Origin of the sequence: Shewanella sp. 10N.286.52.A9 (genome assembly GCF_041468985.1) — a bacterium.
Lineage (GTDB): Bacteria > Pseudomonadota > Gammaproteobacteria > Enterobacterales > Shewanellaceae > Shewanella > Shewanella japonica.
Window position 1 is genome coordinate 16418 of record NZ_JBFRJQ010000023.1, and the last position, 12492, is coordinate 28909.

Consider the following 12492-nt stretch of genomic DNA (forward strand, 5'->3'; position numbering starts at 1 on the left):
CTTGTTTACATAACATTAAGGGATAGGAGAACAGATGGAAAAACAAACGATATTGGTGGTAGACGATACTCCAGCAAATATTGATGTTCTCGCGGGTGTGCTGAAGGCTGATTACCATATCAAAATCGCCAAAAATGGTGAGCAAGCGCTGAAGATTGCTAGAGCGATTCCGTTGGATTTAATTTTACTCGACATAATGATGCCGGGAATAGATGGCTATGAGGTCTGTCAGGAATTAAAAGCGGATGAAAGAACTCACCATATACCTGTCATTTTTGTTACTGCGAAAATTTCAGCAGATGATGAAATTAAAGGACTAAATATTGGCGCCGCTGATTATATTACCAAACCGTTTAATCCTCCTATTGTTCAACGTCGCGTGCAGACTCAGTTAGCGCTGACAGATCAAAATCGTATGCTGGCGATAAAAGTGCAGCAAAAAACGGCTGAAATTGCGCAAAATCAACTCGATGTTATTAGAAAGCTTGGCCGAGCGGCTGAATACAAAGACAATGAAACAGGAATGCATGTTATTCGTATGAGCTACTACACGCATATTTTGGCGTTAGCAGCGGGTATCAATGAAGCAGATGCAGAAGTATTAATGCATGCAGCACCTATGCATGATGTTGGCAAAATTGGCGTCTCAGATGCCATTTTAAAAAAGCCTGGCAAATTAACCGCTGAAGAATTTGATGAAATGAAACATCATTGTGTCATTGGAGCTGAAATACTTGGCGATAATGATTCACCTCTTTTAAAAATCGCACAAGAGGTGGCATTGACTCATCATGAAAAGTGGGACGGAACAGGTTATCCCAATGGACTGAAGGGTGAAGAAATTCCACTTTATGGCCGGATTGTGGCTGTGGCAGATGTATTTGATGCTTTGACCAGTGAGCGCCCTTATAAAAAACCTTGGTCTGTTGAGGAAGCTGTAGCCTTACTTGAACGAGAAGCAGGCAGTCACTTTGAGCCTAAATTAGTGCAATTGTTTGTTGATAATATTGAGCAAATTGTAGAAATTAAGGCTAAATTTAGAGATGAAGGTTAATTAGGTTGGTGTAACTGGCGGATGTATTAACAGGTTGGCATAAAATGGTAACTAATGTCAGATAACCAAGATTATACTTGTTGCATATCAAGTCGTTGAGAAGCAGCTGTTCAATCAATTAGTGCTAATAGTATTTCAAGTCATTTTTTGATGAAGCCGAGCCAATATTAGGGTAAGTCATCGCTCAACGTGCATTAAAAATACAGTGACTGATGTCATAAAACTTTGCAATTTACTCCATAGAGGAAAACACCTATGTCTACGACTTTATTCAGTAAAAAATGTCTTTTAGCTGCAGTAATGGTACCGGCTTTACTTACGGGTTGTGCTACAGGCGACACACCTGAGTCAAAAAAAGCCAATGCGCGTAAAGAAACACAAGCGGCATTACAAGAAATTTATGCTGAACATAGTGGTGCTAAAACAGCAGTTGCACAATCTGTTGGCTATGTTGTTTGTACGGGGAGCAACAGTTACTTATTTGCTCTTTCTACTGGCGGTGGTGTGTGTGTATTAACGTCAAATGGACAAAACTCTTATTATCGTTTTGCTACAGGTGGTGTTGGCGCTGGTATTGGCTGGAAGCAAATGGCATTCGTTCAAGCCTTTATGGATAACGATGCAATGACACGTTTTAAAGAATCCGGTTATGAAGGTCAAGCACAAGCAGAAGCCAGTGCTAAGTATGAAGAAAGCGGTGACCAAGCGTCTGCAAACCAATCTGTTGACGTGAGCGGTGTAAAAACATACCAAGTCAACTTGATGGGGGCTGCTGCTCAGGCAACCGTACAAGGTTACAAATATTGGCCAACTGACTTTACTGATGATTTTATCGAAAATGATGAAAAGTAATCGACAGAGTGACTATGACGTTTTAGTCAGCGTCTTTAGTTAACACTGACTAAAGCAAGATATGAAACCGTAATGAACATTTTCATTACGGTTTTTTATTGTCTGTTTAATAGGCTAATCAACCTAAAGGGACTGTTAGGTTGTCGCTCCAAACGTAAATTGTTCGAGCTTCAATGACACTCTATACATATTCCTACAGTGATTGTCGCCTTTTTCGCTTTCCGTGAGTCGCTCAATAAGATAAATTACCCTAGTTAATATAATAAAAATTAAAATGATGTTCAGGACGAATGTTTTTAAGGTGGGTTGAAGTTGATTTCAGTATATTTAGTTGATGATCATGAGTTAGTTAGAACCGGTATTCGTCGCTTATTAGAAGATGAGCGAGGTATTAAAGTTGTTGGGGAAGCCCCAGACGGAGAGACTGCTGTGCAATGGTCGCGTCAAAACGAAGCTGACGTAATCTTGATGGATATGAATATGCCGGGTATGGGTGGATTAGAAGCCACACGTAAGATTTTACGATATCAACCAGAAGCTAAAATCATTGTTTTAACGGTCCAAACAGAAGACCCATTTCCAACTAAAGTTATGCAAGCTGGCGCATCGGGTTATTTAACCAAAGGTTCCACTTCACCTGAAGTATTACGTGCTATCCAGCAAGTTTCTCGTGGCCAACGTTATTTATCACCAGAAATTGCCCAGCAAATGGCATTGAGTCAATTTAGCCATTCAGATGAGAATCCATTTAGCAGCTTGTCTGAACGTGAGCTGCAAATCATGCTGATGATCACCAATGGTGAAAAAGTAAATGATATTTCTGAGAAACTCAATTTAAGCCCTAAAACAGTTAACAGCTATCGCTACCGTTTGTTTGCTAAGTTAGATATCGGTGGTGATGTGGAGTTGACCCGTCTCGCAATTCGCTACAAAATGCTCGATGCCAGTTCTTTTTAAACGCTAGGTGTTATGCCCATGGTATTAACACCTATCCTAGGATAGTGAATGCCATCTCGTTTTAATTCAGCTTTATTTTTAAAAACCGTTTCTTCTTCGCCTGGTGTCTATCGTATGTACGATGACAAGGGCGAAGTGATTTATGTCGGTAAAGCAAAAGACCTCAAAAAGCGCCTTTCTTCGTATTTTCGCGCTAATTTACCTAATGTAAAAACCCAAGCGCTTGTAGCTCGCATTGCCAATATCGATGTCACACTGACTCACAGTGAAACTGACGCATTGATACTGGAAAATGATTACATCAAACAATACATGCCTAAATACAATGTATTGCTTCGAGATGATAAATCCTATCCTTATATTTTATTGAGTGGTCATAAACACCCACGTTTGGCGTATCACCGAGGTCCTAAAAGAGAGAAGGGCCATTATTTTGGACCTTACCCCAATGGTGGAGCAGTGCGCGAAAGTTTGCACCTGATGCAAAAATTGTTTCCTATTCGTCAATGTGATGACTTGTATTATAAGTCACGCTCTCGACCTTGTTTACAATACCAACTCTCTCGTTGTAGTGCGCCATGTGTTGGCGCTGTTTCTGATAGCGACTATTCAGAGCAAGTTAAACTTGCAGGGTTATTTTTACGTGGCAAAGATAAGCAGGTGATCACTGAACTGGTTGCTAAGATGGATCATGCTGCAACCGAAATGGAATATGAGTCGGCAGCCCAATATCGAGATCAAATCACCGCACTAAGGCGAGTTGCCGAGCAACAAGAAGTGTCGAACCACAAGGGCGATATGGATGTGATTGGCGTACACTACGCCTCGGGTATTGCGTGTTTTCATTTGTTATTTATTCGAGATGGTAAAATTTTTGGCAGTCGAAGCTATTACCCATCTGTACCTGCTGAAACCGAACTTGAAGAAGTATTGGTGTCTTTTATCGGGCAGTTTTATTTAAATGCCGATATTCAACGTACTATTCCTAAAGAAGTGTTAATCAGTGAATCATTTGCTGAAAAAGCCGTTTTGGAAACCACCATATCAACAGCACTTGAACGCAAATTCGAAATCAAAACCCATGTACGTGGTGAGCGAGCTAACTTTTTACGTTTGGCTGTGACCAATGCAAGTAATGCCGTTAATACTCGATTGTCCCACAAAAATACCGTCGAACAACGTTTTCAACTACTAGAAGAAGCACTGGAATTCACCAAGCCTATCTCACGGATGGAATGTTTTGATATCAGTCATACTATGGGTGAGAGCACTGTTGCTTCTTGTGTGGTGTTTAATCGCGAAGGTCCACACAAGGCAGATTATCGCCGTTATAACATTAACGGTATAACAGGGGGCGATGACTATGCTGCGATGGAGCAAGCCTTAAAGCGACGTTTTGATAAAATTGATAACAACGGAAAGGTGCCTGACATTGTATTTATTGATGGTGGTTTAGGGCAATTACGTATTGCTCAGGCAATCGTTGATGAAAAGTGTGTGCATCTTGATAATCCTCCTTTATTGATTGGGGTAACAAAAGGTGAAGGCCGTAAAGCAGGCTTAGAAACCTTTGTATTTGGTAATAATGAACAAACCTTTGAGCTGGCTAGTGATTCACCTGCTTTTCATTTAATTTTACATATTCGTGATGAATCACATCGATTTGCTATTACTGGGCATCGTAATAAACGTCAAAAAACCAGAAACACATCAACACTTGAGTCAATCCCTGGTGTTGGACCAAAACGACGTAAGTTATTGTTACAACATTTAGGTGGAATTCAAGAAGTGAAGGGCGCTAGCGTGGCAGAATTAACAAAAGTGCCCGGAATTAGCCTAGAAATGGCACAAACAATCCATGATGCATTGCGAGGGGGATAAAATTAAGGCAAGATTGGCGCTGTTTCTGACTATTTGGTTTCTTTCATGCCTTTTAATTTACCTATAGCGCTAACACTTTTTCGGTTATTACTTTTACCGGTATTTGTGATTGTTTTTTATCTTCCCTATTCTTGGGCGCCGTTTGCTTCTGCATTTATCTTTTGGCTGGCAGCAGTCACAGATGCATTAGATGGCTATGCAGCAAGAAAGTTAAAGCAATCGACGCGTTTTGGGGCGTTTCTTGATCCGGTTGCGGATAAAATAATGGTAACAACAGCGCTTGTGTTACTGGTTCAGCAAAATGACAATATTTATCTTACATTGGCTGCATTATTCATGATTGGCCGTGAAATTGTTATTTCCGCATTACGTGAGTGGATGGCTGAAATCGGCAAACGGGGTGTTGTGGCGGTTTCTTGGATTGGTAAATATAAAACAGCAGCTCAAATGGTCGCGATTGTTGGTTTAATTTGGCAGCCTAATGAATTCTTGACCAATGTGGCTTATGGATTATTCTATATTGCTGCAGTGCTGACTTTCTGGTCTATGATGAGTTATATTTCAGCAGCTTGGAAAGACTTAACGGCAGAGTAGCTTAATAAAAGTTCAATAAGTTTATTTAGTGTTCATTCAGTTAGTTTTGTTGAAAACAGCAATTGACACCGACAGTGAAATCGGTAGAATGCACCCCCGTAGACAGAGATGCTCTAGCGTATAACCGCAAGGTTGCAGCAAGATGACATCAAGGCTTATTTGAGAAGATAAGCAAATGATTGCGACATTAGCTCAGTTGGTAGAGCGATACCTTGCCAAGGTATAGGTCATCAGTTCGAACCCGATATGTCGCTCCAATCATTCTCTATACGGCGCGATGGCAGAATGGCTATGCTGCGGATTGCAAATCCGTCGACCTCGGTTCGACTCCGGGTCGCGCCTCCACAAATTTTGTTTAATTGTATTGATTTACATACAGTTAAAACAACACTTTTGCCCGAGTGGTGGAATCGGTAGACACAAGGGATTTAAAATCCCTCGCTTAATAGGCGTGCCAGTTCAAGTCTGGCCTCGGGTACCATTATTTACATACGTAAGTATGGTGCAAAAAAGCCTCGACATTAGTCGGGGCTTTTTTGTATCTAAAATTTGAAAATTGCTTCTTGGGGAAAAGGTAAATCCCTCGTCGTTTTAAGATAGGGCGTGCCAGTTCAAGTCTGGCCTCGGGTACCATTATAAGAAAGCCTCGACATTAGTCGGGGCTTTTTTGTATCTAAAATTTGAATTTGCCTCTACCTCTAGGGCGAAAGATAAAATCCCTCGTCATTTTAAAATAAGGCGAGCCAGTTCAAGTCTGGCCTCGGGTACCATTATTCTTCTATGAAGAGCTTACATACGAATTAGTATTAAGGTGCATGGTGCAAAAAAGCCTCAACGAAAATTAGGTTTTTTTTGTGCCTGTAATTCGAGTGTTGGCGAAAGATAAAATCCCTCGTCGTTTTAAAATAAGGCGAGCCAGTTCAAGTCTGGCCTCGGGTACCATTATTCTTCTATGAAGAGCTTACATACGACTTATTGTATTAAGTGCATGGTGCAAAAAAGCCTCAACGAAAGTCGGGGCTTTTTTGTATCTAAAATTTGGAACTTGCTTCTACGTCTAGGGGAAAAGATAAATCCCTCGTTGTTTTAAAATAGGGTGTGCCAGTTCAAGCCTAGCCTCGGGTACCATTATAAGAAAGCCTCGAAATTAGTCGGGGCTTTTTTGTGTCTGATATTTGAAATTTTCCTCTTGGGGAAAAGTTAACATTTCTCGCCTTATTAAAACTTTGTCGTATGAAAGTCGTTCGTGTCTGCCTAAGCCTAATTGGGGGCATTACTTACTCATTTCTATTAACTGTTTTTTGAACAAGCCCACAGTTTAATCAATATAAGTTCACAAAGTAGAACGAACACTCTACTATGGGTAGAGTGTTCGTTCTACTAGTGGGGTGTTTGTGCTTAAACAACAAATTGCAGCAAGTCTTGAAGATGTTTTTAGCCAGTTTGGTTTTGCTGAACCGAGTGTTTCTCAGTTACAAAAAGCGTGTGATGTGAGTTTGAGAACCTTGTATAAACATTTTCCTTCTAAAGAAGAAATGATTGTCGCTGCGTTAGATTATCGTCACCAACGATACTTATCTTTTTTGGAACAAGATACAACATCACTTTCTGCGACAGAATCTGTGCTGTGTATTTTTGATCGCTTGCAGCAGTGGATGGAGCAATATGCGCCTAACGGATGTATGTCGATGAATGCCATTGCTGCTTTTCCTGAGAATGAAGCGATCAAAGACGCGGTAGATACGCATAAACAACAAGTTAAGCATTACTTGGGTAATGTTTGTCAACGACCTGATCTGGCTACGCAATTATTCATCTTGCACGAGGGCGTATCAAGTGTATGGCCTTTATTAGGTGCTGATGCGTTTATCTCAACCAAAATCACATTAACCACGTTACTGGAGCACTAATATGTCACCCATTTCAACATCATTGCCACCTACCATGAGTGGGATTCAGCTTTTAGGCCATGGCGGACCCGAAGTCTTAACGCTAAACAATGACATTGCTGTTCCAAGTTATACGGACGAAGATGTGGTGATAAAAGTATTAGCCGCAGGTGTTAATAACACAGACATTAATACCAGAACGGCTTGGTACTCGAAATCTGATGCTGATAGCGACGATGCCAGCTGGTCAGGTAATGCATTAACTTTTCCACGGATCCAGGGTGCGGATGTGTGTGGCGTGATAGTGGCCGTTGGGGCAGGTGTTAACCGCAATAGAATAGGCCAGCGAGTGTTAATTGAGCCGTGTTTACGTTTTGCTAAAGGAAAACGTTTAGAGAGCCCTTGGTATTTTGGCTCAGAATGTGATGGAGGATTTGCAGAGTATACTGTGGTGGCCGATCAACATGCCCATGCTATAGATAGTGAGTATTCTAATGAGGAGTTGGCATCATTTCCATGTTCCTATTCAACGGCTGAAAATATGCTAACTCGAGCTAGAGTGACTGCCAAGGATACGGTATTGATCACTGGTGCTTCTGGAGGTGTTGGCTCCGCAGCAATTCAGTTAGCAAAAGCACGTGGTGCTAAGGTGATTGCTGTAACCAGCCCAAGTAAGAATGAGCAACTTCTTGCATTGGGAGCCGATCAAGTTTTGGAGCGTAATATTGATTTAGTGAAAAGCTTAGGCCGAAACAGTGTCAATGTGGTGATTGATTTGGTGGCTGGCAAGCAATGGCCACAATTGTTAGATATTTTGATGCCAGGAGGACGCTATGCGGTATCCGGTGCTATTGGTGGTGCTATCGTTGAGCTTGATGTAAGAACCTTATACTTAAAAGATTTAAGTTTTTATGGTTGCACAGTGCTTGAACCAGACGTGTTTCCAAATTTAGTTAAGGCTATTGAGCAGAAAAAGATAGCCCCTGTGATTGCAGAGGTTTTTCCTTTAGCTAAGATTAACGATGCTCAGCTGATGTTTGAGCAAAAACAACATGTTGGGAAAATTGTACTCACTGTTGGCTAAGTATGCTTAATGCAATGATGGCCAACAATGTCTTGTACCATCATTGATTGGCTTTTAGTTAACCCACTTGTTGATTTTGGTTCACTTCGATGAGGTCGACCACCATTTTCCCCCAGTGTTGATAAACCTCAGCACTAGGGTGAAAACCATCTTCAGCCATGACCGCATCTGTGAGCGATTCGCGCATATTTAATAGTTCACAGGGTAAATCGCTTTTTGATACCCAAAGTTGTAAAGCGAGATTAAATTCAGCGGCGCGTGCGCCTAAAAACCAACGAAAAGGTTGCGGTAAAGCAGGAAAAGCCTCCATCGGCGGCACTGCGGTAATTATAATGTGTTGGCAATTAAGTTTTCTTTTTAATAAATCGCAAAGTTGCTCAATGTGGAGAATCCAAGTACTGCTTGTAATGGGGCTTAGTACATCATTAACGCCTAAGGATAATACCGCGATATCTATATTTTTTGAGCTGTTATCAGGGATCACTTTATTAAGGTGATTTACACACGCTTGAGTATTGCTACCGCTTTTAGCAATCAATTGCCAATGAACTTGACGAATGTGATGGGTGTTAACACCCGAATGACGTGATTTTAAATGAGACAGAATTTGCCCAGTAAGCGCCTGTTGTTGGGTTTCCACTCCTACGCCAGCAGCGGCAGAGTCACCGACAATGAGTAGGTTTAATGGTTCGACTGTTTGATTTAATGCCTGATTTAATGAGCCATCATGAGGCGCTAGATTATCGACTCCTTCTCGCAGTCCTGTTGCTTCTGGTAATGGTAATGTCGTTTTTTTTACCCAAATGGCCTGCACGAGATAGACAGGCCAAAGCAGTAATAAACTAAGGTAATGCATATGTCGGTGTCCTTTCCGTTTGTTGTGTTAAGTTATTGCATTAAACCAGACTAAATTTGATTTCATAAAGTTGTTCAACGCCTGGGTAAACTTCTTGTATGAGTGATTTCAGCATGTCTAAAGGCATATTCTCTTGCATAGCGTGAGTGTCATCTAACTGATGAAATGCCACTTTCTTTATCGAAATAACCTTAATATTGCAAAACCAGCGTTCGTCTTCAAATGTCGACACACTGAGGGTTTCGCCTTCGATGAAATGAGCTTCAGATTCATCTCGTAAGGTAATCGTTTTTGCACCAGATAAAATATCTTCTTCAAAGCGACTAAAAAAGCTAATAGGGGTTAGTTCAGGCATTTAACGGATATTCTTGTGTTGTAGTGATAACATTTTGCGATATTTATTATACATCTAGCAAGTGATTCAATTTCGTCATATTTCACAATCTAATCAGATAGCTTAACTTAACGACCTGAATAACATATCATGTGCGCTTTTTTGTCCATTGCCATGGACGATATGATGAAGGAACTTCCATTGCACACGCTAGCTCAATTACAGTCCGGTGAACTAAAACAGCAACACATCAAGCGATTACAAATAGCAGAGCAATTAACGACATTTCCGTTAGAGATTTTAACCTTGTCGGACTCTTTGGAAGTGCTTGATCTTTCAAATAACCGACTAAGCAGTTTACCTGATGAGTTTGCTTGCTTAGCTGAGCTTAAAATTCTGTTCCTTTCATTTAATTGTTTTACCGAAATTCCATCTGTCATTGCTCAGTGTCCTAAACTTGAAATGATTGGCTTTAAAGCCAATCAAATTGAATCGGTACCAGAGAATTGCTTTCCGGTTGATACCCGCTGGCTTATTTTGACTGACAATCAAATCACCCATTTACCAGAGTCAATGGGGCAATTACATCGCTTAAAAAAGTGTGCTTTAGCAGGGAATGTGATTACCCAATTACCCGATTCAATGCAGAACTGTCATGAACTTGAGTTACTGAGAATATCGGCCAACAAGTTAGCAAGTGTACCTGATTGGTTATTAAGTCTCCCTAAGCTTGCTTGGCTCGCATTTAGTGGAAACCCTGTGACGCAAAGTAGCGAAACTCATGCAGACTTTTTACAAGCAAGCATGTCTGAATTTGTATTAGGCGATCAATTAGGTCAAGGCGCATCAGGGGTGATATATCAAGCTCAATGGAACAAGGCGCAATTGGATAGTGCTCAAACGTCTAGTCATCAAACCGTTGCGTTAAAGATGTTTAAAGGGGCTGTTACGTCAGATGGATACCCAAAAGATGAGCTTCATTGTTGCTTAACTGCAGGTGAACATCCAAACCTGATTAAAGTGTTAGCGCAAATTGCTGAGGGCGATGACTTAGGTTTAGTCATGGAGATTATCCCTTCTGGTTATTATAATTTAGGTTTACCACCATCGTTAATTACCTGCACACGAGATACCTTTGCCGATGAAATGAGTATCTCACTGGAAAACATTATTAAGGTTATGGCGAGCATGGCTGGTGCATTAGCCCATTTGCATCAACAAAAAATCAGTCATGGCGATATTTATGCGCACAATACTATGATAGATGACAGTGCAAATATTCTGTTCGGTGACTTTGGCGCCGCGACGGATTTAAATAAATTATCTGTATCGCAAGTCAATCAAATGCAAGCAATAGAAGTGAGAGCCTTTGGCAATATGTTAGAAGATCTTCTCGGACATTACAGTCAATCTTCTTTACATGAAAGTAGTGACTTTGCTGACAAAACGCTATTCACGTCGTTATTATTATTGACAGAACAATGCTTAAATAACTCAGTGAGTCAGCGCCCAAGTTTCAACGAACTCGCTCAACAAATATCAAGTTTACGTTAAACCATATCGGTTTAAACATGCGAGCTTGGTTAATGACAAAGGAATGGAATGACACAAGCTCAAATTGACATCATATCCCAGCAGATCAAGCAATGCCGTTTATGTGAATCAAGGTTAGCCCATGGTGTTAATCCTGTGGTACAGATCCATTCGAAGGCGAGAATCTTAATTGCAGGGCAAGCTCCTGGGCTTGCTGTGCATCAATCAGGTATTCCTTTTAATGACGCTAGTGGAGATAGACTAAGGGACTGGTTAGGCATAGATAAGGCTGTATTCTACGATCCCGAAAAAGTCGCTATTCTCCCGATGGGCTTTTGTTATCCAGGAAAGGGCAAAAGTGGCGATTTACCGCAGTTAAAAATATGTGCGCAAACTTGGCGAGAACACGTTTTAGCTGAGTTGACTCACATTAAGCTGACCGTACTTGTTGGTAAATATGCTCAAGACTATCATTTAAATGAAACCAAACAGTCTTTAACGCAAACAGTACAAGACTGGCAAAAATACCCCGATTCAATTCTGCCTTTACCGCACCCAAGTCCAAGAAATAATATATGGCTGGCAAAAAATCCGTGGTTTGCCGAGAAATTGTTACCTGAGCTCAAACATCGAGTCAATCAAGCGCTCGCGATGTCGTCTATATAAGTCGGTGATATATTAGTCTTTCTCGCTGTGTTTTTATGCTATTTGCTCGCAAAATGGGCATTTGAACAATAAGTTTCATTTTTATGTTGATCCTATCTGAAAAATCAGTAAAGTATGCACCACATCAGCGGCGGCAACCGATTGCTTACGTTGAAAAACAAATTTTGTAACGCGTTTTGACGAGTTACCAGAGTTTGCCCGAGTGGTGGAATCGGTAGACACAAGGGATTTAAAATCCCTCGCTTAATAGGCGTGCCAGTTCAAGTCTGGCCTCGGGTACCATTATAAGAAAGCCTCGACATTAGTCGGGGCTTTTTTGTGTCTGTAATTCGAGCGTTGGCGAAAGATAAATCCCTCGTCGTTTTAAGATAGGGCGCGCCAGTTCCAGTATGGTCTCGGGTACCATTATTTACATACGTAAGTATGGTGCGAAAAAGCCTCAACGAAAGTTGGGGCTTTTTTGTATCTAAAATTTGAATTTACATCCACGTTTAGGGCAAAAGATAAATCCCTCGTCGTTTTAAGATAGGGCGTGCCAGTTCAAGGCTGGCCTCGGGTATCATCATTTACATACGTAAGTATGATGCGAAAAGCCTCAACGAAAGTTGGGGCTTTTTTGTGTCTGTAATCTGAGCGTTGGCGAAAGATAAATCCCTCGTCGTTTTAAGATAGGGCGTGCCAGTTCAAGGCTGGCCTCGGGTATCATCATTTACATACGTAAGTATGGTGCGAAAAAGCCTCAACGAAAGTTGGGGCTTTTTTGTATCTAAAATTGTCCCGTCCTGAGATAAG

The 12492-nt window shown here is 41.1% G+C and carries 11 protein-coding genes and 4 tRNA genes; 13 read left to right on the forward strand and 2 right to left on the reverse strand.

The features are described 5' to 3' along the window. Nucleotides 1-34 precede the first annotated feature (34 nt). The 10 genes from AB4128_RS15380 to AB4128_RS15425 all read left to right on the forward strand — a co-directional run bounded on the left by AB4128_RS15380 (nt 35) and on the right by AB4128_RS15425 (nt 8311). Nucleotides 35-1054, forward strand: a complete 1020-nt coding sequence (locus AB4128_RS15380; protein ID WP_119969364.1) for an HD-GYP domain-containing protein — start codon at nt 35-37, stop codon at nt 1052-1054. 255 nt (nt 1055-1309) lie between these two features. Further along, on the forward strand, nt 1310-1906 hold the full coding sequence (locus AB4128_RS15385) for a hypothetical protein (RefSeq protein WP_055026382.1): 597 nt from the start codon (nt 1310-1312) through the stop codon (nt 1904-1906). 312 nt (nt 1907-2218) lie between these two features. Next, entirely contained in the window at nt 2219-2863 is a 645-nt protein-coding gene (gene uvrY / locus AB4128_RS15390; protein WP_055026383.1) for a UvrY/SirA/GacA family response regulator transcription factor, read from the forward strand. Nucleotides 2864-2911: 48 nt separating this feature from the next. After that, on the forward strand, nt 2912-4744 hold the full coding sequence (gene uvrC / locus AB4128_RS15395) for an excinuclease ABC subunit UvrC (protein WP_372038208.1): 1833 nt from the start codon (nt 2912-2914) through the stop codon (nt 4742-4744). A 45-nt stretch (nt 4745-4789) separates the two neighbouring features. Beyond that, nucleotides 4790-5338 (forward strand): CDP-diacylglycerol--glycerol-3-phosphate 3-phosphatidyltransferase, encoded by a 549-nt coding sequence (gene pgsA / locus AB4128_RS15400; protein ID WP_055026385.1) that lies wholly within the window; start codon nt 4790-4792, stop codon nt 5336-5338. Nucleotides 5339-5519: 181 nt separating this feature from the next. Continuing rightward, nucleotides 5520-5595 (forward strand) — tRNA-Gly (locus AB4128_RS15405). Between the two features lie 14 nt (nt 5596-5609). After that, nucleotides 5610-5683 (forward strand) — tRNA-Cys (locus tag AB4128_RS15410). A gap of 50 nt (nt 5684-5733) precedes the next feature. Continuing rightward, nucleotides 5734-5819 (forward strand) — tRNA-Leu (locus tag AB4128_RS15415). A gap of 913 nt (nt 5820-6732) precedes the next feature. Next, entirely contained in the window at nt 6733-7248 is a 516-nt protein-coding gene (locus tag AB4128_RS15420) for a TetR/AcrR family transcriptional regulator (RefSeq protein WP_372038209.1), read from the forward strand. A gap of 1 nt (nt 7249) precedes the next feature. Continuing rightward, nucleotides 7250-8311 (forward strand): alcohol dehydrogenase family protein, encoded by a 1062-nt coding sequence (locus AB4128_RS15425; RefSeq protein ID WP_372038210.1) that lies wholly within the window; start codon nt 7250-7252, stop codon nt 8309-8311. Between the two features lie 58 nt (nt 8312-8369). Here the strand turns inward: AB4128_RS15425 and AB4128_RS15430 are convergent, their stop codons facing one another. Together AB4128_RS15430 and yqfB are read right to left on the reverse strand one after the other, a co-directional pair. Beyond that, entirely contained in the window at nt 8370-9167 is a 798-nt protein-coding gene (locus AB4128_RS15430; protein ID WP_372038211.1) for an SGNH/GDSL hydrolase family protein, read from the reverse strand. A 40-nt stretch (nt 9168-9207) separates the two neighbouring features. Further along, the gene (yqfB, locus tag AB4128_RS15435; protein WP_055026540.1) at nt 9208-9522 is read right to left on the reverse strand and encodes a N(4)-acetylcytidine aminohydrolase; all 315 of its coding nucleotides are present in this window, start codon (nt 9520-9522) and stop codon (nt 9208-9210) included. A gap of 180 nt (nt 9523-9702) precedes the next feature. On the opposite strand from yqfB, the gene AB4128_RS15440 reads away from it, so the two are divergent. The 3 genes from AB4128_RS15440 to AB4128_RS15450 all read left to right on the forward strand — a co-directional run bounded on the left by AB4128_RS15440 (nt 9703) and on the right by AB4128_RS15450 (nt 11982). After that, the gene (locus AB4128_RS15440; RefSeq protein WP_372038213.1) at nt 9703-11055 is read left to right on the forward strand and encodes a leucine-rich repeat-containing protein kinase family protein; all 1353 of its coding nucleotides are present in this window, start codon (nt 9703-9705) and stop codon (nt 11053-11055) included. Between the two features lie 48 nt (nt 11056-11103). Further along, nucleotides 11104-11700 (forward strand): uracil-DNA glycosylase family protein, encoded by a 597-nt coding sequence (locus AB4128_RS15445; RefSeq protein ID WP_372038212.1) that lies wholly within the window; start codon nt 11104-11106, stop codon nt 11698-11700. Between the two features lie 196 nt (nt 11701-11896). After that, nucleotides 11897-11982 (forward strand) — tRNA-Leu (locus tag AB4128_RS15450). Nucleotides 11983-12492: the final 510 nt, after the last annotated feature.

Coding starts and splice junctions, on each gene's coding strand:
- yqfB (WP_055026540.1), bottom strand. CDS start 9,522: ATGCCTGAACTAACCCCTATTAGCTTTTTTAGTCGCTTTGAAGAAGAT.
- AB4128_RS15430 (WP_372038211.1), bottom strand. CDS start 9,167: ATGCATTACCTTAGTTTATTACTGCTTTGGCCTGTCTATCTCGTGCAG.
- AB4128_RS15380 (WP_119969364.1), top strand. CDS start 35: ATGGAAAAACAAACGATATTGGTGGTAGACGATACTCCAGCAAATATT.
- AB4128_RS15385 (WP_055026382.1), top strand. CDS start 1,310: ATGTCTACGACTTTATTCAGTAAAAAATGTCTTTTAGCTGCAGTAATG.
- AB4128_RS15425 (WP_372038210.1), top strand. CDS start 7,250: ATGTCACCCATTTCAACATCATTGCCACCTACCATGAGTGGGATTCAG.
- uvrC (WP_372038208.1), top strand. CDS start 2,912: ATGCCATCTCGTTTTAATTCAGCTTTATTTTTAAAAACCGTTTCTTCT.
- AB4128_RS15445 (WP_372038212.1), top strand. CDS start 11,104: ATGACACAAGCTCAAATTGACATCATATCCCAGCAGATCAAGCAATGC.
- pgsA (WP_055026385.1), top strand. CDS start 4,790: ATGCCTTTTAATTTACCTATAGCGCTAACACTTTTTCGGTTATTACTT.